Below are 20,518 nucleotides of genomic sequence, written 5' to 3' on the forward strand. Positions count from 1 at the left end.
ATGGCCATGGACGCCATCTCCGTCATCCGCACCAAGCGCGACCGCGGTGAACTCAGCGACGAGCAGATCGACTGGGTCATCGACGCGTACACCCGCGGGGAGGTCGCCGACGAGCAGATGTCCGCGCTTGCGATGGCGATCCTGCTCAACGGCATGAACCGCCGTGAGATCGCCCGCTGGACCGCCGCGATGATCGCCTCGGGCGAGCGCATGGACTTCTCGTCCCTGTCCCGCCCTACGGCCGACAAGCACTCCACGGGCGGCGTCGGCGACAAGATCACGCTCCCGCTGGCGCCCCTGGTGGCGGCCTGCGGCGCGGCCGTGCCGCAGCTCTCGGGCCGCGGTCTCGGCCACACCGGCGGCACGCTCGACAAGCTGGAGTCGATCCCGGGCTGGCGCGCGCTGCTGTCGAACGAGGAGATGCTGAACGTCCTCGACACCACCGGCGCGGTCATCTGCGCGGCGGGCGACGGTCTGGCTCCCGCCGACAAGAAGCTGTACGCCCTGCGTGACGTCACCGGCACGGTCGAGGCGATCCCCCTGATCGCCTCCTCGATCATGTCGAAGAAGATCGCGGAGGGTACGGGTTCCCTGGTCCTGGACGTGAAGGTCGGCACCGGCGCCTTCATGAAGACCATCGAGGACGCGCGGGAGCTGGCGTCCACGATGGTGGGCCTGGGCACGGACCACGGCGTGAAGACGGTCGCGCTCCTGACGGACATGTCGACCCCGCTCGGTCTCACGGCGGGCAACGCCCTCGAAGTCCGCGAGTCGGTCGAGGTCCTGGCCGGCGGCGGCCCGTCGGACGTGGTGGAGCTGACCCTCGCACTGGCCCGCGAGATGCTCGACGCGGCGGGCGTGAAGGACGCCGACCCCGCGAAGGCCCTGGCCGACGGCTCGGCGATGGACGTCTGGCGCCGGATGATCGCGGCGCAGGGCGGCGACCCGGACGCGGAACTGCCCGTGGCTCGCGAGCAGCACGTGATCAAGGCGCCGGCCTCGGGCGTCCTGACCCGCCTCGACGCCTACGGCATCGGCGTCGCCGCCTGGCGGCTCGGCGCGGGGCGTGCCCGCAAGGAGGACCCGGTGCAGGCGGGCGCGGGCGTGGAACTCCACGCCAAGCCCGGCGACACGGTCACCGAGGGCCAGCCCCTGCTGACCCTGCACACCGACACCCCCGAACGCTTCGAGTACGCCCTCGAGTCGATCGAGGGTTCCTACGACATCGGGGCGACGGGGACGGCCTTCACGGCGTCGCCGGTGGTGCTGGAACGCATCGCCTGACCTGGGGTTTCCTCTTTCGGGTGAACGGGATCGGTGGACCGCCACCGGTCCCGTTCGGCATGCTGGACTCGGTGACGCACCGATAGGAGACCGCCATGAGCGCACTCACTGTGGGCCACGATCCCGGCCAGAGCTGGGACGACCTCGTCCAGCTCTGGGACGAGATGGAATGGCCCGAGGGCAGCAAGGTGGAGATCATCGAGGGGATCATCACCGTGTCACCTGCTCCCGCGCCGCGTCACAACGTGATCGCGGAACGTATTCAGCGCCGCCTTTACTCCGTGATCCCCGATGACTGGGGGGTGTTCCAGACCCAGGCCATCGCTGTTCCGTCGCAGTTGGGGATGTTCATCCCGGACATCCTGGTCGCCCCGATCGAGGAGTGCACCGACGCGGAGACCTACTTGCCGGCTGCCGTCGCCGAACTCGTCGTGGAGGTCACCTCCAGGAAGAACGCCCGCCACGACCGTGTGAGCAAGCCGGCCGCCTACGCATCCGCGGGCATCCCGCTCTACCTTCTCGTCGACCGCTGGGCGCCCGAAGGTCCCACCGCGACGCTCTACGGAGAGCCTCAGGGGGACGTCTACCGCCCCCTGGCCGTCGCCAAGTTCGGCGAACTCCTCACCATCCCGGCGCCCTTCGACCTCGTCATCGACACCAGCGAATTCCCCGAGACGTGAGTCAGCCGAGGAGCGCCGCCACCCCCACCAACACCGGCACCGACAACACCGTCGACACCAGGATCGAGTCCCGGGCCAACCGCTCGCCCACGCCGTAGGTGGACGCGTACGTGTAGAGGTTCTGCGCGGCCGGCAGGGCCGATGTCACGACCACGTCGAGGAGTTGGGCCCCGTGCAGGCCGAAGACCCCGGCCGCCAGTGCCCAGGCCGCCGCGGGCTGCCCCACCGACTTCAGCGCGACCGAGAGCAGGACCAGCTGTCGGTCCGGGCCCCGGCCGGGCATGGTGCTGCCGCACAGGGAGATGCCGAAGGCGAGGAGGACGGCCGGGACCGACATGCCGCCGATCAGGGTCAGGGGGTCCATGACGGGGGCCGGGGCCTTGAGACCGGCCGCCGAGACCGCAACGCCGGCCAGCGAGCCCACCGCGATCGGATTGCGCAGCGGGGTCAGCAGTCGCCGCCACAGCGGACCCTTCTCCCCGTCGCCCGACGCCACGTCCAGGACGGTCAGCGCGATCGGGGTCACCCCGACCAGCTGGAAGAGCAGCACCGGCGCCACGAGTGACGCGTCCCCGAGCACGTACACCGCGATCGGGATGCCGAGGTTGCCGGAGTTGACGTAGGACGAGCACAGCGCGCCGATCGTCGTACGGCCCAGCCCCCAGCCCCGTGCGACACCCACCGCCACGAAGACGCCCGCTGCCGCTGCCGTGCTGAGCGCGGTCACCAGGAGACGGCTGGAGAAGATCACCGACAGGTCGGCCCGGGCCAGCGTGGTGAACAGCAGGGCGGGTGAGGCGACATGGAAGGCGAGCTTGGTCAGGACCTCCCGGCCCTGGTCGCCGAGGTAGCCGCGCAGCCCGATGAGATAGCCGACGCCGATCACCACCGCGATGACCGCGAAGCCGGTCAGCACTCCCTGCACGGAGGCTCCTCAAGGGTGAGGAGGGCGTGGCATATCCAGGGAGGTGATGATCGGTGGCGCATGCAGGCAACCCTCGGGGGCAGGTGGCACCCAGGTCAACGTGATCCTGCCCGCGTGGTCGAGGCGTCGGCCGATGAGTTACGCCCGCCCGCCAGGTCTACCGATCGTGGACGCCATGACACCCGCTGTACTCGTGCTGGCCGGCCCCGTCACCCGGGACGAGGTGACGGGGCTCGGCGACGAGGTCCGGGCCCTGTTGCGCACGACCCGCGCCGGGGTGGTGGTGTGCGATGTCGCCGGGCTGGGACCGCCGGGTCTCGCCGTCGTCGATCTGCTCGCCCGGCTGCAGCTCGCGGCTCGGCGTGCCGGGGGCCGGATCAGACTGCGCGACCCCGATCCCGGACTACACGCCCTCCTCGACCTCGTCGGCCTCCGCTTCGAGGTGGAGGGGCAGGCCGAACAGGGGGAACCAGCGCTGGGTGTCGAGGAAGAAGTGGAACCCGGTGAGCCTGCCGTCTGAGATCTCCAGCACCTGGACCGCCCACGGGACGAAGCCGCCCTTGTCCGGGTCCGGCTTGTACTGGGCGAACCCAGGCATGCCGTTGACCTGCACCGGCACCAGTCGGGAGCCCTCGCAGGCCGAGCCGAGGGTTGTCATGAAGCCCGTGATGTCGTCGTGGCCCGTCAGCCACAGGTCGAACGGCGGCATCGTCATGATGGCGTCCTCGTGGAGGAGAGCCGTCAGAGCCGTCATGTCGTAGCCCTCGAACGCCTTCACATAGCGGTCCAGGAGCTTCTGCTGCTCCTCGTCCAGCGGGTCGGACACGGCCGCGTCGGCGCCGTGCTCCTCCCGCTCGGCGAGGGTGGCGCGGGCGCGCTGGAGGGCGCTGTTGACCGAGGCGACGGAGGTGTCGAGGAGTTCGGCGACCTCGCTCGCCTTCCAGGCCAGCACCTCGCGCAGGATCAGCACCGCGCGCTGCTTGGGCGGCAGTTGCTGCAGGGCGGCCATGAAGGCGAGCCGCACGGTCTCCTTGGCCACCGCCGCCTCGGCCGGGTCCTCGACGCTCGGCAGGATGCGGTTGTCCGGCATCGGCTCCAGCCAGGTGTGGTCCGGGCGGGGGGAGAGGGCGGCCTGGGCGAGGGGCGTCGACTCGGTGAGGTCCATGGGGCGGGCGCGCTTGTTGCCCGCCGTCAGCATGTCCAGACAGACGTTGGTCGCGATCCGGTACAGCCACGAGCGGAGGCTGGAACGGCCCTCGAACCTGTCGTAGCTCCGCCAGGCCCGCACCATCGTGTCCTGCACCGCGTCCTCGGCCTCGAAGGAGGAGCCGAGCATGCGGTAGCAGTACCCCGTCAGCTCCGTGCGGTGCTTCTCGAGCCTGACGTCGAGGTCTGTCGTCGTAGCCGTAGCGTCCGTCATCGTCCACCCACCCCTGTGGCCGTGCTGTGCCGCGCCTTTGCGCCCACTACTCGGAAACTACCGCACGCCACTGACAATGGCGTCCGGGGTGGGAAAGGGGCAGCTCAGAGGCGATGTTTGCCAGTCCCGCAAAGCGCTCAGCGGCAGTCGGCTCGCTGCCGACTGAGCGTCTTGAGCCCCTGTCTACCGCAGGGGTGTCAACTACCGACGTCTTTTGCCGTGCGGCTTGCACAGCGCTCGCCACTGGATGTGACGCCACGCTTGCGTCCAGCTGTTCCGGTGAGCAGTAGGGGCGATTGACGGCGCCCCGCACCTGCGCGGTCAGGCGTCGCCGTGCAACCGGGTCCACCGGCATAGCCGGATCTGTGCCTTCGGGTGACTCCCGCGTGGGGCGATCAATCTAGCGTCACCAGATGGAGTCGAGCAACTACTTTCTGACATCCAGTGATTGTGGCTGTCGGACATGAAGAATCCCCCTGGCCGACCGACCTCGACCAGGGGGAAGCAGAACGTGCGGCTCAGGCCGTCGCGAGCCGCTGCTGGGCCCGAGCCGCACGCGTTCCGAGGACGGTGATCGACACCACGCCGAGCACCGCCAGCAGGCCGACCCCGACGGTTCCGCCCCAGCCGCCCGCGTGGAAGGCGAGCGCGCCGACCGTGCTGCCCGCGCTGGAGCCGATGTAGTAGGCGGACTGGTAGAGGGCCGAGGCCTGGGCGCGGCCGTGGGTGGCCGTCTTGCTGACCGCCGAGGACGCCACCGCGTGCCCGGCGAAGAAGCCCCCGGTGATCAGGACCAGGCCCAGCAGGACCAGCCCGAGGGAGTCGGCCAGGGAGAGCAGCAGGCCCGCGGCCGTCGTACCGCCCGCCGCGTACAGCGCGCCCCGGCGGCCCAGGCGGCCGACGAGCCGGCCCGCCGTCGACGCGGACACCGTGCCCACCAGGTAGACCAGGAAGATCGAGCCGACGATGCCCTGGGGGAGGGAGAACGGCGCCTCGGTCAGCCGGTAGCCGATCACCGTGTACACGCCGCCGAAGACCGTCATGAACAGCGCGCCGATGGCGTAGAGGCGGCGCAGCAACGGGTCGCCCAGGTGTCCGCGGACCGTGCCGAGCAGCACCCGCGGCCGCAGCGAGCCCGCCACGAAGTGCTTCGGCGCCGGCAGCAGCAGGCGGAACGCCACCGCGCAGGCCACCGCGAGCGCGCCGATGACCCCGACGGCCACCCGCCAGCCCCACTCCTGCGCGACCCAGCCGGTGATGACCCGGCCGCTCATCCCGCCGACGCTGTTGCCGGCGACGAACAGGCCGATCGCCGTGACCAGCGCCTTCGGCCGGACCTCCTCGGCGAGATACGCCGTCGCCGAGGCGGGCAGTCCCGCCAGGGCCGCACCCTGCACCGCCCGCAGCACGACCAGCGTGGTGAGCGAGGGCGCGAAGGGGACCAGGATCCCGACTGTCACCGCGACCGCCAGCGACGCCGTCATGACCGTACGGCGTCCGAAGCGCTCGGAGAGGGCGCTCATCGGCAGCACGAACAGCGCCAGGCCGCCGGTCGCCGCCGCCACCGTCCAGCTCGCCTCGCTCGCCGCGACCCCGAACTCGCCCGAGATCAGCGGGAGGAGGGCCTGCGTGGAGTACAGCAGCGCGAAGGTCGCGACACCGGCGAGGAAGAGGGCGAAGCTCATCCGGCGGTAGCCGGGGCCGCCCGGGGTCAGACGGGAGTCGACGGTGGCAGAGGCGGGAGATGCGGCAGGGGATACGGCGCCCACGCGGGTGGACGCCTCGGTACTGGCAGGCATGCCTCGAAGTTACGTACGGCCGCGCTCATCCGTCCAATGCATGGATTCGCCATAATCGTTCCCATGGAGCATCAGCAGAGGTCACAGGCGCGTCTGTCACCGTCCAGTGACACAGAAGACATGGTGATGTTGCTGGCCCCGCGGCTCGCCTACTTCGCCGGCGTGGCCCGCACCGAGCACGTCACCCGCGCCGCCCAGGAGATGGACGTACCCCAGTCGACGCTCTCGCGGGCCATGGTCCGCCTCGAGCAGGACCTCGGCGTCGACCTCTTCGCCCGCATCGGCCGCACGGTCTCCCTCACGCCCGCCGGCCGCACCTTCCTCGGCTCCGTCGACCGCGCCCTCGCCGAGATCCGGCGCGCCGCCGACGAGGTCCGTGCCGACGCCGACCCGGCCACCGGCAAGGTCGCCTTCGGCTTTCTGCACACCATGGGCTCGGAGACGGTCCCCGGCCTCATCCGGGCCTTCCGCGCCGACCACCCCCGCGTCCGGTTCAGCCTGGTCCAGAACTACGGCGAGGCGATGATCGAACGCCTGCGCGCGGGCGAGCTGGACCTGTGCCTGACCTCACCGGTCCCGGACGCCCCCGACCTCGTGGCCCGTCGCCTCGACGAACAGAAACTGCGGCTCGTGGTCCCCGCCGACCACCCGCTCGCGGCCCGCAAGCGGGTACGCCTCGCCGAGGCCGCCGAGGAGTCCTTCGTGACTCTGGAGCCCGGTTACGGTCTGCGCCGCATCACCGACGACCTCTGCCAGGAGGCCGGATTCAAGCCCCGCATCGCCTTCGAGGGCGAGGAGGCGGAGACCTTGCGGGGACTCGTGGCGGCAGGACTGGGCGTCGCCCTTCTGCCGCCACCGGCCTTCCCGCGCCCGGGAGTCGTGGAACTGACGGTCACGGCCCCCCGGGCGGCCCGCGAGATCGGCGTCGCCTGGCTCGACGGCCACCCGGACACACCCCCGGTGGCTGCCTTCAAGAAGTTCCTGCTGTCGAGGCGGGGCAACCTGCTGCCCTGACCTGCGACCCTGCTGCCCCGGCCTACCGCCGCCGCCCGAACCCGGAGGCGAGCGGCATGCGCAGCCCCAGCGGCGGCGGAGCGGCCAGCGCGTCCTGCACCGGCCGTGACAGCACCCGCCCGAACAGCGCCCCCATCACGAAGTCCTCGGTCAGCGCGTGCACTTCGGCCCGGTACTGATGCAGTCCGTGCCCGTCGGAGTGCACCTCGAACCGGCACACCTCCCGGTTCGCCTTCTTCGCCCGGGACGCGAACCGGAACGACAACTCGGGGTCCGTCTGCTGGTCGTTGGTCCCGTGCACGATCAAGACCCGGCGCCCCGCGAGCTGCTTGACCGGTTCCGGATCGGCCGCCACATCCTCCTCGGGCAGCCAGGGAGCGACCGCCACCACGGAGTTGACGGCCTCGTGCCCGCCCGCGTGCAGTGCGGCCCGGGCGCCCATGTCGACGCCGACCAGGGACACGGGGACGTCGCCGTAGCGCCGTACGGCCTCGTCGGCGGCCCAGGTCGCGTCGTGCGCGAGATGCGCCTCGCTGCCGTTCCACCCCCGATAGCGGTAGTGCACCAGATGTGCGGCGAGCCCGTCGGCGTGCCCCGCACGGGCGAGTCGTCGTCCCAACGCCCTTACGGCGGAGGGCAGTCGCATCGAGGCGGGTCTGCGCAAAGAGGTCTCGTCGCCGCCCGGGAGGAGCAGCACCACCCCGCTCACCGCCGCCGGCTCCGGGCCGAGTGTCCTGCCCAGTCGGGCGCTGCGAACCGGCGTCGCTTGCTGTGCCATGACAGAACAGTGTCAGAAGCCCGGGGGGTACGACACGGGGCGGGGCGGTCACCGTTACGTATCGGCGGATTCGTACAGCGGGCGCTCTACGCGCGTAGGAGTTAGAGTGCGTAAATGACGAGCCAGACTGACCGGAGGGGGAACCCCCCGAGCCCGGACCAGATCCGCCGGGCACCCAAGGTTCTGCTGCACGACCACCTCGACGGGGGGCTGCGCCCCGGCACGATCGTCGACCTCGCCCGGGACACCGGGTACACCGCGCTCCCCGACACCGACGCGGACCGGCTGGGCGTCTGGTTCCGCGAGGCCGCCGACTCCGGTTCGCTGGAGCGGTACTTGGAGACCTTCTCGCACACCGTCGGCGTCATGCAGACCCGCGAGGCACTCACCCGGGTCGCCGCCGAGTGCGCCGAGGACCTCGCCGCGGACGGGGTCGTCTACGCCGAGGTGCGGTACGCCCCGGAGCAGCACCTGGAGAAGGGGCTGACCCTCGAAGAGGTCGTCGAGGCCGTAAACGAGGGCTTCCGTGAAGGCGAGCGCAGGGCCAGGGCCAACGGCCACAGGATCCGCGTCGGCGCCCTGCTCACCGCGATGCGGCACGCGGCCCGTGCCCTGGAGATCGCCGAACTCGCCAACCGCTACCGGGACCTCGGGGTCGTGGGCTTCGACATCGCGGGCGCCGAGGCCGGGTACCCGCCCACCCGTCATCTCGACGCCTTCGAGTACCTCAAGCGCGAGAACAACCACTTCACCATCCACGCCGGCGAGGCCTTCGGGCTGCCGTCCATCTGGCAGGCCCTGCAGTGGTGCGGCGCCGACCGGCTCGGGCACGGCGTGCGCATCATCGACGACATCCAGGTCCACGAGGACGGCACGGTCAAGCTCGGACGGCTCGCCTCCTACGTCCGGGACAAGCGGATCCCGCTGGAGCTGTGCCCCAGCTCCAATCTCCAGACCGGGGCCGCGTCGTCGTACGCCGAGCACCCGATCGGGCTGCTGCGGCGCCTGCACTTCCGGGCCACCGTGAACACCGACAACCGGCTGATGTCCGGCACCAGCATGAGCCGGGAATTCGAGCACCTTGTCGACGCGTTCGGTTATTCGCTCGACGACATGCAGTGGTTCTCCGTCAATGCGATGAAATCAGCGTTCATTCCTTTCGATGAACGACTCGCGATGATCAATGACGTCGTCAAGCCCGGATATGCCGAGCTGAAGTCCGAATGGCTGTTCCAGCAGACCGCCTCCACCAGCGGTTCTGTGGCCGAGGAGAGCTGAGCGGGAAAATCTGCGGGTGTGGAATGCGGGCGGGTGTTCACCATCCGTCCGCATTTCGATGTTTGCGGTGGGCGGGCTCCCGTGTTTACGTTCGTGGACCGCTGACATCCCGTAAACCCATTTCGAGGACGCATTTCATGAAGCAGTCTGCTGCCAAGACCCTCGGTGTCGCCGCCCTCGGTGCCGCCTTCGCCGCCGCCGGCGCGGGTGCCGCGAACGCCGCTCCGGCGGTCCCGGACGCCACTCAGGCGCTCGGCTCCGTCTCCCAGGGGCTCCCCACCGAGAACGTCACCAAGGCGCTGCCGGGCGCGGGTGAGGCGCTGACGCAGGCCCAGCCGGCGCTCGCCACGGGCGTCTCGGCCGCGCAGCCCGCCGTCGAGAAGGTGCTCTCCGACGGCCCGACCGGGCCCCTCGCCGGTCTCCTCGGCGGCCTGCCGGTCGGCCAGGTCCTGCCCGGCAGCGGCACCGGCCTCAACGGTCTGCCGATCGGCTGACCCGCCGCTCCTCGTACGCGCCGGTGGGGCGCACCCCCGAGATCTCGGGGGTGCGCCCCACCGGCGTCCGTGCACAGGGGTGTCACCAGGCGGTCTGGGCCTTGTCCTCCGAGGGGAACAGGATCCACAGGGCTATGTAGAGCAGGAACTGCGGGCCCGGCAGCAGACAGGACACCAGGAAGATCACGCGCATCGTGGTCGCGGAGGTGCCGAAGCGCCGTGCCAGCGCGGCACACACTCCGCCGATCATGCGGCCGTTGGTGGGGCGGGCGAGGCGGGACATTGCGGCTCCTTCGTGAGCGTCGGGGTCGGGTCCGGGTGACCCTCTCCAGCTGTCTTCAACGCTACGGAGACGAACGCCACAAAGCGTCGCTCTACGGTGCGATCCCGACCCTGGGAATCGTCGGGGTCCTACCCTGAGCCGGCTCCTCCTGGCGGACGGTGGTGCGCCGGTGCCGCTCGGTCCTGCGGCGTAGCGAGTGGCGCGCCGCCGGCACGATCACGAGGTGCGCGAGGGCGACGCCCGCGGTGTTCAGGAACAGGGAGTCGATGTCGACGACCTGGCCGGGGACGCTGGTCTGGAACAGCTCTATGCCCAGGGAGATCAGCGCGCCCGCGACACAGGTGCGGATCAGGGAACCGACGGGCGACGCCCACAGCCGGCCGTGCACCATCGGGAGCAGCAGACCGAGCGGGGCCAGCAGCGCGAGCCCCTCGCCGATCCGCAGGGCCGCCTCCCGCCCGCCGAGGGCGAGGTCGGCGCGGATGCCGGCGAACGGATGCAGATTGGCCGGGACGACCCAGGGCACGTCCAGCGGACGCAGCGTGAACCAGGCGACGAACGCGAGGTGTGCGACGAGGAGGACACCTCCTGCCACACGGACGCGAAGGGCGGCATTGCCGCCTACGAAGCCTTGACGCTGCACGATCCCCTAGACGCCCCGCTCGGCACGATCGGTTCCGGAACGCCCGAGGTACCCGGGTGAGGGCTGCGCCACACGGGGTGGCCGGACCCGCGTCAGCCGCCCGTCACCTCGGTCGACGGCGGCTGGTGGCTGCTCGGCTGGGAACGGACCTCGTCCGTGCAGTCGTAGCGGCGCAGCGGTGCGGTCGTGGGGCCGCCGAGGATGACGGAGCCGTCGCCCTCGGCCGCGGCCGAGTCGGAGAAGGTGCACACGACCTGGGCGAGGGCGTACGCGGAGAGCTCGGCGGGCGGGGTGCTCAGCCGGAGCGTGTCGTCGGGGTCCTTGGGGCGCGGCCCGCCGACGGTCATGCCGCCGCGGACGTACGTCTGGTAGCCGGCCTCCCGCTCGGCCGCCGACGGGGTCTCGGCGAGCTGGTCGAGGAGCCCCTGCGCGACCAGCACCCGCCGCTGGGAGTCGGCGGTCCCGTCCGGAACCCTCAGGCTCCGGTCGACCGCCACCAGCGAGGACCCGCACAGCAGGAACACCTGCACGGCAAGACCGTGCGAGGACGGCTCCGCGGCGCCCGGCTCGGACAGCGAGCACCGCACCCGTGAGGGCGCGGGACCGAAGTCGGTGGGCACCTCGGTGGGCCGGATCCCGCACCCGGCGACCAGCAGGGCGAGCAGCGGGAGCGCCAGCAGCCGCGGCACGTCCAGTCCGGCGCGCGGTGCGTCCGCCCGCCGCGTCCGTCGTCCCTCCGGGCGCATCACGCCTGTCCCTTCTTCGCCTTGTCGTCGTCCTTCTTGGCCTCCATGAGCTGTTCCGCCAGCGCCGAGGCGTCCCGGGGAAGCCGCAGCGTGAAGACGGCGCCCCCGCCGGGGGAGTTCGCCGCGGTGATCTCGCCGCCGTGGATGTGGGCGTTCTCCAGGGCGATCGAGAGGCCCAGGCCGCTGCCCTCGGAGCGCGGGCGGGAGGCGCTGGCCTTGTAGAAGCGGTCGAAGACGTGCGGGAGGACGTCCTCGGGGATGCCGGGGCCGTGGTCGCTGACCCGGATGACGATCTCGTCGTCCGCCGTGCGCACCGCCACCCGCACCGGGGAACCGCCGTGCTTGAGGGCGTTGCCGATCAGGTTGGCCAGGATCACGTCGAGGCGGCGCGGGTCGAGGCGGGCGTGCATGCCGCGCTCGGCGTCCAGCTCCACCGCGTCCAGCCACGCGCGCGCGTCGATGCACGCGGTGATCTGGTCGGCCAGGTCGACGTCGTCCAGGACCAGCCGGGCCGTGCCCGCGTCGAAGCGGGTGACCTCCATCAGGTTCTCGACCAGGTCGTTCAGCCTGCGGGTCTCGCTGACCACCAGCCGCACGGCCGGTTCGATCATCGGGTCCATCGAGCCGGACTCGGCCTCCAGCTCCTCCTCCAGGATCTCCGTCACGGCGGTCATCGCGGTGAGCGGCGTCCGCAGCTCATGGCTCATGTCCGCCACGAACCGCCGGGACGCGTCGTCGCGGGCGGACATGTCCTCGACCCGTTTCTCCAGCGCCTCGGCCGCGTAGTTGAACGTCCGTGACAGGTCCGCGAGTTCGTCGGTGCCCGACACCCTGAGCCGGGTGTCCAGCTTGCCCTCGCCGAGCCGCCGGGCGGCGACTCCCAGCCGGTGCACCGGCTTCAGTACGGTCGTCGCGGCGGCCTGCGCGAGCAGCGCGGAGCCGATCAGGGCGAGCCCGGTGGCGATCCCCAGCGACCAGGCGAGGGAGTTGAGGTCCTTGGCCTCCGGTTCGAGCGACTTGAGCATGTAACCGGTCGGGCCGCCGCCGATCACCCGGGTGCCGGCCACCAGGTACGGGGTGTCGTGGTCGACGGTCCGCTGCCAGTACAGGTGGTAGGCGTACTTGTTGGCGGAGTCGACCTTCTGCTTCTCGTTCACCGCCTCGCGCAGCGACACGGGCACGTCCTGGAGCGTGAAGCCGTCCAGGGCGCCCGAGTTGCCGTACACCGCCCTGCCGTCGGCGTCGGAGGACACGAGCAGCACGCCGAAGCGCTGGCTGCTGCCCGCCATCTGCCCCGCCGCCTGCTGGAGTTCGTCCTGCGTGGGGTTCTCCGGCAGGGCGCCCGCGCGGTTCTGCATCTCCTGCTGGAAGTCCCGCAGCACCGCGTCCTGGGCGCGGGTGAGGACCGCCTCGCGGTTGAGCCAGTAGGCGATCCCGGACGCGGACACGGCCGCGGTCAGCGCCACCAGGCCGAAGACGACGACGAGCCGCAGCCGCAGACTGGTGAAACGCAGCCCTGACCACACACCCTTACGAGCCGCGAACCAGCCGCGGAACCCCCCTTGTGCTTCGGTCACTGAGGCGTGTCCAGCCGGTAACCCACGCCCCGCACGGTACGGATGAGCGTCGGGGACGACGGCACGTCCTCGACCTTGGCGCGCAGCCGCTGGACACAGGCGTCCACCAGGCGCGAGTCACCGAGGTAGTCGTGCTCCCAGACCAGCCGCAGCAACTGCTGCCGGGACAGGGCCTGACCCGGCCGCCGGCTCAGCTCCAGGAGCAGTCTGAGCTCGGTCGGGGTGAGCTGGAGGTCCTCGCCGTTCTTCGTCACGGTCATGGCCGCGCGGTCGATGACCAGGGAGCCGAAGCTCGCCGCGTCGGTCGACTCGCGTTCCCCGCGGCGCAGCACGGCCCGGATCCGGGCGTCCAGCACCCGCCCCTGGATCGGCTTGACGACATAGTCGTCGGCGCCGGACTCCAGTCCGACGACGATGTCGATGTCGTCGTTGCGCGCGGTCAGCAAGATGATCGGCAGCTGGTCGGTGCGCCGGATGCGCCGGCACACCTCGAACCCGTCGATGCCGGGCAGCATCACATCCAGCACGATCAGGTCCGGCCGCTGCTCACGCAGCAGCTTCAGGCCGTCCTCGCCGGTGGCAGCTGTGGCAACCCGGTGGCCCTGGCGCGTGAGGCTCAGCTCCAGGGCCGTACGGATGGCGTCGTCGTCCTCGATCAGCAACAGGGAAGGCACGGGCTCATTCTGGCCCATGGAGGGGGTGCGGTACGACCTGTGGGGACAGGCAGTCCATACGGCACCCGTCCGTGGGTCCGCTGTGCAATTCCTGAGACCGGGCCCTGTGACAGGTCTGTGACAGTCGGCGGACACGGTCATGAAGGTGCGTTGGCAGAGTTCTCGGCACAGGCAAGGAACCACCGCCTGAGCAAGCCGAACACCGGAAGTCCACGACGGGGGGCGCGAGATGAACACGCTGCACAGCATCAGCACCAGCGCAGTGATCACTCGGCTGCACGACGTGAACGGGGGCCGGGGTTCCAAGGAGTCCGGTGCCGTGAGCGGGCGGGGGTGCGCTCGCGGCACCGGGCGTCAGCACACCGCGTACATGGCGGTGGTTGACACCTCCACGGGGGAATCGCACGGGGGATCGTCGTACAGGGAGGACTCGGGGGAGCGTCGCTCGCTGTCGGAGGCGGAGTTCACCGCCTACGTCCAGGAGCGCCGCGCCTCCCTGTACGCCACCGCCTACCACCTGACCGGTGACCGCTTCGAGGCCGAGGACCTGCTGCAGAGCGCGCTGTTCTCGACGTACAGGGCGTGGGACCGGATCAGCGACAAGGCCGCGGTCGGGGGCTACCTCCGCCGCACCATGACGAATCTGCACATCAGCGCGTGGCGCCGCCGCAAGCTGAACGAGTACCCGACCGAGGAACTGCCGGAGACGCCCGGCGACACGGACGCGATGCGCGGCACCGAACTGCGCGCGGTCCTGTGGCAGGCGCTCGCCCGGCTCCCCGAACTCCAGCGCACGATGCTGGTCCTCCGTTACTACGAGGGCCGCACCGACCCGGAGATCGCGGAGATCCTCGACATCAGTGTCGGCACGGTGAAGTCCAGCATCTGGCGGTCCCTGCGCCGCCTGCGCGAGGACGAGGTCCTCAGCTTCGGCCGTGACGAGGAGAACGCCTTCGGGGAGCTCGTCGCCTGAGGGTTGGGGAAAGCACAGCACGGGGGACGGGGGACCAGGGGTACCGGCTGGGGGGCCGGTACCCGTGGGGGGAACAACGGGGGAAGCACAAGAGCGGGACTGGAGGGCCGGGGGGGTCCGTCCAGTCCCGCTTTCGTGTGTGCGGTCAGCCGACCTTCATGAGCGTCGTCCCGGCCGGCGTGTCACCGACAGCGATGGCCTCGGCGGGGTCCCTGCCCTCGACGAGGTACGCGTTGGCCGTGCCTTCGGGAATGGCGCCCCCGGGATCGTCCGGGGTGTCGTCGCACTCCGCAATGCGGGCGGTGCCCAGGCGCTCGCCGACGGTGAAGTTCTTCTCCTGGGTGGGCAGATAGTCGCGGTTCTCGTACGTCACCACCCCCGCGCAGGAGCTCGCGACCTCGCCGCCCGACGAGCAGCCGACAGCCACCGTCAGCATCGCCACCGTCATGACCAGCCGTGCTCTCGTCATCAGCTTCCTTCCCGAGGTGACCGTCTTCCGGTCCTACGACGGAGAAGGCACCGTTCGCGTTCAGACCGCCGGAGTCGCCGCCGGGCGGCGGCCCGCTGCCGTGGCGGCAAGGCGGCCGAGGGCCTCGTCCTTGTCGCACGGGTGGGCGCCCAGCGCGGTCTGGCGGGCGACGATCGAGCGCTCCAGGCGCATCAGGCGCCAGCCGCGGCGCAGCAGGAACGGCACGGACTTGCGGCCCTCGCGCAGATCCCGCAGGAACCGGCGGCGGAACGTGCGCACCGGACCCCGGCTCAGGCACAGCGCGTCGCCCAGCACCCCGAGCTCCCGGCAGCGGGTGACGATCTCGGCGGCGAAGATGCCCTCCGCGATGAACAGCGGGGTCCGGCCCATCTCGACCGCCTCCTCGCCGGTGCGGGCGCTCAACGAGATGTCGTAGACCGGGATCTTCGTGCGGCCCGTGCGGCACAGTTCGACGATCGCGGCCACCGCGGCGTCCGCGTCCCACGATCCGGGGTGGTCCCAGTCGATGTCGGAACTCCCCGCCACCAGCGGCAGCGTCGGGTCGTCGCCCTCCTTGTAGAAGTCGTCGAGCCGGAGGACCGGAAGACCGGAACGGGCCGAGAGAAGGGACTTGCCGGAGCCGGAGGGGCCGCAGAGCAGCACGACTCGCGTCGGTATGGGCGGTTGGGAGCTCACGGGACACCAGTGTGAGGCATTCACCCGCTGTTCATCGACCCCGCGGGTTGGCTTTGAAGCGCGCGTCACACCTCAACTACCCTTCGTGTCGACACGCTTACCCAGTGCACGAAAAAGGTGGCAGAAACGATGGCCCGACACGCGAACCCGACCGTCCAGCGCACCCTCACCGCCCTCGCGACCGCGGGTGTCGCACTCGGCGCCGGCGCCGGGGCGGCCGCCGCGGACACCGAGCCGGTGGTCGACGTGCTGCACACCCGGCCCACCTCGCTCGGCAACATCGACCCCCAGTCAGGGCTCCGCTCCCTCACCGGCACGGTCGGCTACGTCACCGGCCCGGTCGCCGGCCTCAAGCCGAACCCGCTGGCGGGCACGGGAGTGGACCCGCTGGACAACGGGCTGGGCACCCAGCTGGCGGACTTCCAGCCGCTGACGTCGCAGGCGCTGACCGGACCGGTCGCGCAGGCGCAGTCGATCGGCAGCATGCCGGTGGTGGGGCAGGTGGCGGGACTGCTGAGCAACTGAACCGGACACACGGCCGCTTCGGCACGGAGCCGCGCCTTCCCCGGACGGAGGGAGGGCGCGGCTCCGCGGTGTCGCGGCCCGGTGTCAGTACGCGGAGCCGGACGCGCCCAGCGACCCCGTCGGGTGCCACACCGTCTTCGTCTCCAGGAACGCCGTCAGGCGGTCGATGCCCGGAGTCGCCGTCCAGTTGTCCACAGGCTGTGGACGCAGAACCCGCTTCAGGTTGTCCGCCGCCGCGATCTCCAGCTCCTTCGCGAGGACCTCGTCCGCGCCTGCCAGGTCGATCGCGTTGACGTCCTGGTGGGACGCCAGGGAGGCCGCGATCTCCGCCGTACGGCCCGAGAGGACGTTGACCACGCCTCCGGGGACGTCGGAGGTGGCCAGGACCTCGCCCAGGGAGAGGGCGGGGAGGGGGGACCTCTCCGAGGCGATCACCACCGCCGTGTTGCCCGTGGCGATCACCGGGGCGAGCACCGAGACCAGGCCCAGGAACGACGACTCCTGCGGGGCCAGGACGGCCACCACGCCCGTCGGCTCGGGGGAGGACAGGTTGAAGTACGGGCCGGCCACCGGGTTGCCGCCGCCCACCACCTGGGCGATCTTGTCGGTCCAGCCCGCGTACCAGACCCAGCGGTCGATCGTCGCCTCGACCTGCTCGGCCGCCCGGGACTTCGACAGGCCCTCGGCGTCGGCCACCTCGTGGACGAACTGCGCCCTGCGGCCCTCCAGCATCTCCGCGACCCGGTACAGGACCTGGCCGCGGTTGTAGGCGGTGGCCCCGGACCAGGCGCCGAACGCCTTGCGCGCGGCCACGACCGCGTCACGGGCGTCCTTGCGGCTCGACTGCGGCGCGTTCGCCAGCCACTTGCCCTTTGCGTCGGTCACCTCGTACACCCGGCCGCTCTCGGAACGCGGGAACTTCCCGCCGACGTACAGCTTGTAGGTCTTGAAGACGCTCAGACGGTCATTGCGCTCAGACATCGAGGTACGCCTCCAGGCCGTGGCGGCCGCCCTCGCGGCCGAAGCCCGACTCCTTGTAGCCGCCGAAGGGCGACGTCGGGTCGAACTTGTTGAACGTGTTGGACCAGACGACCCCGGCCCGGAGCTTGTTCGCCACCGCCAGGATCCGCGAACCCTTCTCCGTCCAGATGCCCGCCGAGAGGCCGTACTGGGTGTTGTTGGCCTTGGCGACGGCCTCGTCCGGGGTGCGGAAGGTGAGGACCGACAGGACCGGGCCGAAGATCTCGTCGCGGGCGATGGTGTGCGCCTGGGTGACGTTGGTGAAGAGCGTCGGGGCGAACCAGTAGCCGGAGGAGGGGAGTTCGCACTCCGGGGACCAGGGCTCGGCGCCCTCGGCCGTGCCCTGCTCGACGAGCGAGGTGATCCGCGAGAGCTGCTCGGCGGAGTTGATCGCGCCGATGTCGGTGTTCTTGTCGAGCGGGTCGCCGAGGCGGAGGGTGGACAGGCGGCGCTTGAGCGAGTCCAGCAGCTCGTCCTGGATCGACTCCTGGACCAGGAGCCGGGAGCCCGCGCAGCAGACCTGGCCCTGGTTGAAGAAGATGCCGGTGACGATCCCCTCGACGGCCTGGTCGATCGGGGCGTCGTCGAAGACGATGTTGGCGCCCTTGCCGCCCAGTTCGAGGGTGAGCTTCTTGCGGGTGCCGGCGACCGTGCGGGCGATCTCCTTGCCCACGGCCGTGGAGCCGGTGAAGGCCACCTTGTTCACGTCCGGGTGCGCGACGAGCGCGGCGCCCGTGTCGCCGTAGCCCGGAAGGATGTTGACGACTCCCCGGGGCAGGCCCGCCTGGCGGCAGATGTCCGCGAAGAACAGGGCGGACAGGGGGGTCGTCTCGGCAGGCTTGAGGACGACCGTGTTGCCGGTCGCCAGCGCCGGGGCGATCTTCCACGCCAGCATCAGGAGCGGGAAGTTCCAGGGGATGACCTGGCCGGCCACGCCGAGGGGCTTGGGCGCGGCGCCGAAACCGGCATGTTCCAGCTTGTCGGCCCAGCCCGCGTAGTAGAAGAAGTGCGCGGCGACCAGGGGCAGGTCGGCGTCGCGGGTCTCCTTGATGGGCTTGCCGTTGTCCAGGGTCTCCAGGACGGCGAGCTCGCGGCTGCGCTCCTGGATGATCCGGGCGATGCGGAACAGGTACTTGGCGCGCTCGGAGCCGGGCAGCGCGGACCACTTCTCGAAGGCCTTGCGGGCGGCCAGCACCGCCCGGTCGACGTCCGCCTCGCCCGCCTGGGCGATCTCGGACAGGACCTCCTCGGTGGACGGCGAGACGGTCTTGAAGACCTTGCCCTCGGCCGCTTCCACGAACTCGCCGTCGATGAACAGGCCGTAGGAGGGGGCGATGTCGACGACCGAGCGGGACTCGGGTGCCGGTGCGTACTCGAATGCGGATGCAGGTGCCATGGTGATCAGTCCACCGTCACGTAGTCGGGGCCGGAGTAGCGGCCGGTGGCCAGCTTCTGACGCTGCATCAGCAGGTCGTTCAGGAGCGAGGAGGCGCCGAAGCGGAACCAGTGGTTGTCCAGCCAGTCCTCGCCCGCCGTCTCGTTGACCAGTACGAGAAACTTGATGGCGTCCTTGGAGGTACGGATGCCGCCGGCCGGCTTCACGCCCACCTGGACGCCGGTCTGGGCGCGGAAGTCGCGCACCGCCTCCAGCATCAGCAGGGTGTTCGCGGGAGTGGCGTTCACCGCGACCTTGCCGGTGGACGTCTTGATGAAGTCCGCGCCCGCCAGCATGCCGAGCCAGCTCGCGCGGCGGATGTTGTCGTACGTCGACAGCTCGCCGGTCTCGAAGATGACCTTGAGCCGGGCGTCCGTACCGCAGACCTCGCGCACGGCGACGATCTCGTCGTACACCTTCAGGTATCTGCCGGAGAGGAACGCGCCGCGGTCGATGACCATGTCGACCTCGTCGGCACCGGCGGCCACGGCGTCGCGCACGTCGGCCAGCTTCACGTCCAGGGCGGCACGCCCGGCCGGGAACGCGGTGGCGACCGAGGCGACCTTCACGCCGGAACCGGCGACGGCCTCCTTGGCGACGGCCACCATGTCGGGATAGACGCAGACCGCGGCCGTGGCGGGGGCCGTCCGGTCGGTCGGGTCGGGGCGGACCGCCTTGGCGCCGAGCGCCCGGACCTTGCCCGGGGTGTCCGCGCCTTCCAGCGTCGTCAGGTCGACCATCGAGATGGCGAGGTCGATGGCGTACGCCTTCGCGGTCGTCTTGATGGAACGCGTACCGAGGGAGGCGGCTCGCGCCTCCAGGCCGACCGCGTCCACGCCGGGCAGCCCGTGAAGGAACCGGCGCAGCGAGCTGTCGGACGCGGTCACGTCCGTGAGCGGGTGTGCGGCTGATGCAGTGGTGGGCATGGTCACCAGACGAGCATATCTACGCGCGTAGCGGCTGTACACCCCGGAGTACGGGTTCTGCGGGCACCCGCAGGGCACCCGCACAGGAGCACCGACCCGGACGGCGCTTAGGATCGGCCTCATGACGACCGCACCCCCCGAGTCCAGGGACCGCATCTACCGCTCACCCATGGCGCTGATCGGCGGCTTCCTCCTCCTCGTCATCATCGGCTGGCTCGGCATCGACGCCGTCGTCTCCGGCACCGGTCGCACGCCGTGGCTCGCCCTCGCCGCGCTGATCCTCGCCGTACCGCTGGTGATCGCCTTCACCCTGCGCCCGGCCGTCTTCGCCAACGACGACCGGCTGCGCGTCCGCAACCCCTTCCGCGTGATCGTCGTGCCGTGGGGTGAGGTCGAGATGTTCCGCTCCGGTTACTCGAACGAGGTGTTCGTCAAGTCCGGCGGCAAGTACCAGCTGTGGGCGATCCCGGTCTCCCTGCGCGGCCGCAAGAAGGCGGCCCGGCAGTCGGCCCGGCAGGCCGCGGGCGGCGGCTCCGGCAGGGGCCTCGGCCTGTTCGGCGGCGGAATGCAGCCGGACGGCTTCGGCGGCCGTACGCCCGTCCCGGAGGGGCCGACCCGGGCCGAGACCGACAAGATCATGGACGATCTGCGCGAGACGCTGGAGGCGCGGGGGGCGGCGAAGACGTCCCAGGGCGAGGTTGCCGTGCGGTGGGCGTACGAGATCGTGGGACCCGCGGTGGCCGGGGCGGTGCTGCTGGCGATTCTGGTGGCTGTGGGCTGACGGCTCCCGCGGTGCGGGAGCGGTTGTCGGGCGGCTGCGGGCCCGTGGTGGCTGGTCGCGCCCCGCGGCGGAGCCGCTGATGTCACAGCCCCGCGCCC

At 70.9% G+C, this 20,518-nt stretch carries 23 protein-coding genes; 9 read left to right on the forward strand and 14 right to left on the reverse strand.

The features are described from left to right. Positions 1-6 precede the first annotated feature (6 nt). Entirely contained in the window at positions 7-1,284 is a 1,278-nt protein-coding gene (locus ACZ39I_RS12555; RefSeq protein WP_467245099.1) for a thymidine phosphorylase, read from the forward strand. A gap of 95 nt (positions 1,285-1,379) precedes the next feature. Continuing rightward, positions 1,380-1,964, forward strand: coding sequence for a Uma2 family endonuclease (locus tag ACZ39I_RS12560; RefSeq protein ID WP_467244498.1), 585 nt, complete (start codon positions 1,380-1,382; stop codon positions 1,962-1,964). Between the two features lies 1 nt (position 1,965). Here the strand turns inward: ACZ39I_RS12560 and ACZ39I_RS12565 are convergent, their stop codons facing one another. Beyond that, positions 1,966-2,889 carry an AEC family transporter gene (locus tag ACZ39I_RS12565; protein ID WP_467244499.1) on the reverse strand — a complete coding sequence of 308 codons (924 nt, stop codon included), beginning with the start codon at positions 2,887-2,889 and terminating at the stop codon, positions 1,966-1,968. Between the two features lie 133 nt (positions 2,890-3,022). On the opposite strand from ACZ39I_RS12565, the gene ACZ39I_RS12570 reads away from it, so the two are divergent. Continuing rightward, on the forward strand, positions 3,023-3,409 hold the full coding sequence (locus tag ACZ39I_RS12570; RefSeq protein WP_352389040.1) for an STAS domain-containing protein: 387 nt from the start codon (positions 3,023-3,025) through the stop codon (positions 3,407-3,409). Here ACZ39I_RS12570 and ACZ39I_RS12575 read toward each other — a convergent pair. Then, the gene (locus ACZ39I_RS12575) at positions 3,293-4,309 is read right to left on the reverse strand and encodes a sigma-70 family RNA polymerase sigma factor (protein ID WP_467244500.1); all 1,017 of its coding nucleotides are present in this window, start codon (positions 4,307-4,309) and stop codon (positions 3,293-3,295) included. The two genes, ACZ39I_RS12570 and ACZ39I_RS12575, sit on opposite strands and share 117 nt — an antisense overlap. Positions 4,310-4,827: 518 nt before the next feature. Continuing rightward, complete coding sequence (locus ACZ39I_RS12580; RefSeq protein WP_393600459.1) at positions 4,828-6,108, reverse strand: MFS transporter; 1,281 nt, start codon at positions 6,106-6,108, stop codon at positions 4,828-4,830. 63 nt (positions 6,109-6,171) lie between these two features. Between ACZ39I_RS12580 and ACZ39I_RS12585 the strand changes: the two genes are divergently transcribed. Then, positions 6,172-7,122, forward strand: a complete 951-nt coding sequence (locus ACZ39I_RS12585; RefSeq protein ID WP_451477757.1) for a LysR family transcriptional regulator — start codon at positions 6,172-6,174, stop codon at positions 7,120-7,122. 22 nt (positions 7,123-7,144) lie between these two features. Here the strand turns inward: ACZ39I_RS12585 and ACZ39I_RS12590 are convergent, their stop codons facing one another. Then, positions 7,145-7,900 (reverse strand): dienelactone hydrolase family protein, encoded by a 756-nt coding sequence (locus ACZ39I_RS12590; RefSeq protein ID WP_467244501.1) that lies wholly within the window; start codon positions 7,898-7,900, stop codon positions 7,145-7,147. 114 nt (positions 7,901-8,014) lie between these two features. Here ACZ39I_RS12590 and ACZ39I_RS12595 point away from each other — a divergent pair, with 114 nt between their 5' ends. Then, a complete protein-coding gene (locus ACZ39I_RS12595; RefSeq protein ID WP_393600461.1) occupies positions 8,015-9,178 on the forward strand; it encodes an adenosine deaminase in 1,164 nt (387 codons plus the stop codon). A 137-nt stretch (positions 9,179-9,315) separates the two neighbouring features. After that, entirely contained in the window at positions 9,316-9,672 is a 357-nt protein-coding gene (locus tag ACZ39I_RS12600) for an ATP-binding protein (protein ID WP_352389034.1), read from the forward strand. Positions 9,673-9,754: 82 nt separating this feature from the next. On the opposite strand, the gene ACZ39I_RS12605 is transcribed toward ACZ39I_RS12600, so the two are convergent. The 5 genes from ACZ39I_RS12605 to afsQ1 all read right to left on the reverse strand — a co-directional run bounded on the left by ACZ39I_RS12605 (position 9,755) and on the right by afsQ1 (position 13,595). Continuing rightward, entirely contained in the window at positions 9,755-9,955 is a 201-nt protein-coding gene (locus ACZ39I_RS12605) for a PspC domain-containing protein (RefSeq protein WP_123762707.1), read from the reverse strand. A 91-nt stretch (positions 9,956-10,046) separates the two neighbouring features. Continuing rightward, positions 10,047-10,598 carry a VanZ family protein gene (locus ACZ39I_RS12610; protein WP_467244502.1) on the reverse strand — a complete coding sequence of 184 codons (552 nt, stop codon included), beginning with the start codon at positions 10,596-10,598 and terminating at the stop codon, positions 10,047-10,049. 92 nt (positions 10,599-10,690) lie between these two features. Further along, positions 10,691-11,344: a hypothetical protein gene (locus ACZ39I_RS12615; protein WP_467245100.1), complete on the reverse strand. Its 654-nt coding sequence runs from the start codon at positions 11,342-11,344 to the stop codon at positions 10,691-10,693. After that, complete coding sequence (locus tag ACZ39I_RS12620; protein WP_467244503.1) at positions 11,344-12,921, reverse strand: ATP-binding protein; 1,578 nt, start codon at positions 12,919-12,921, stop codon at positions 11,344-11,346. The genes ACZ39I_RS12615 and ACZ39I_RS12620 overlap by 1 nt, the downstream gene beginning before the upstream one ends. Continuing rightward, positions 12,918-13,595, reverse strand: a complete 678-nt coding sequence (gene afsQ1, locus ACZ39I_RS12625; RefSeq protein ID WP_037718821.1) for a two-component system response regulator AfsQ1 — start codon at positions 13,593-13,595, stop codon at positions 12,918-12,920. The genes ACZ39I_RS12620 and afsQ1 overlap by 4 nt, the downstream gene beginning before the upstream one ends. Positions 13,596-13,824: 229 nt before the next feature. Between afsQ1 and ACZ39I_RS12630 the strand changes: the two genes are divergently transcribed. Beyond that, positions 13,825-14,568, forward strand: a complete 744-nt coding sequence (locus ACZ39I_RS12630) for a SigE family RNA polymerase sigma factor (RefSeq protein ID WP_352389031.1) — start codon at positions 13,825-13,827, stop codon at positions 14,566-14,568. 145 nt (positions 14,569-14,713) lie between these two features. On the opposite strand, the gene ACZ39I_RS12635 is transcribed toward ACZ39I_RS12630, so the two are convergent. After that, positions 14,714-15,037, reverse strand: coding sequence for a DUF6281 family protein (locus ACZ39I_RS12635; protein ID WP_467244504.1), 324 nt, complete (start codon positions 15,035-15,037; stop codon positions 14,714-14,716). A 60-nt stretch (positions 15,038-15,097) separates the two neighbouring features. Next, complete coding sequence (locus ACZ39I_RS12640) at positions 15,098-15,802, reverse strand: uridine kinase (RefSeq protein WP_467244505.1); 705 nt, start codon at positions 15,800-15,802, stop codon at positions 15,098-15,100. Positions 15,803-15,862: 60 nt separating this feature from the next. Here ACZ39I_RS12640 and ACZ39I_RS12645 point away from each other — a divergent pair, with 60 nt between their 5' ends. Continuing rightward, positions 15,863-16,258 carry a hypothetical protein gene (locus ACZ39I_RS12645; protein WP_352389028.1) on the forward strand — a complete coding sequence of 132 codons (396 nt, stop codon included), beginning with the start codon at positions 15,863-15,865 and terminating at the stop codon, positions 16,256-16,258. A gap of 84 nt (positions 16,259-16,342) precedes the next feature. Here the strand turns inward: ACZ39I_RS12645 and ACZ39I_RS12650 are convergent, their stop codons facing one another. Genes ACZ39I_RS12650 through deoC form a run of 3 tightly spaced genes read right to left on the reverse strand, consistent with a single transcriptional unit; the run spans position 16,343 to position 19,639 of the window. After that, positions 16,343-17,239, reverse strand: coding sequence for an aldehyde dehydrogenase family protein (locus tag ACZ39I_RS12650; RefSeq protein WP_467244506.1), 897 nt, complete (start codon positions 17,237-17,239; stop codon positions 16,343-16,345). Continuing rightward, positions 17,232-18,674, reverse strand: coding sequence for an aldehyde dehydrogenase family protein (locus tag ACZ39I_RS12655; RefSeq protein ID WP_467244507.1), 1,443 nt, complete (start codon positions 18,672-18,674; stop codon positions 17,232-17,234). Before ACZ39I_RS12655 ends, ACZ39I_RS12650 begins: the two co-directional genes overlap by 8 nt. Positions 18,675-18,679: 5 nt before the next feature. Then, entirely contained in the window at positions 18,680-19,639 is a 960-nt protein-coding gene (deoC, locus tag ACZ39I_RS12660; protein WP_352389268.1) for a deoxyribose-phosphate aldolase, read from the reverse strand. 121 nt (positions 19,640-19,760) lie between these two features. Between deoC and ACZ39I_RS12665 the strand changes: the two genes are divergently transcribed. Further along, positions 19,761-20,420 (forward strand): PH domain-containing protein, encoded by a 660-nt coding sequence (locus ACZ39I_RS12665; RefSeq protein ID WP_467244508.1) that lies wholly within the window; start codon positions 19,761-19,763, stop codon positions 20,418-20,420. The last annotated feature ends 98 nt before the right edge of the window (positions 20,421-20,518 follow it).

The sequence above is a fragment of the Streptomyces sp. NPDC024687 genome (assembly GCF_055559055.1).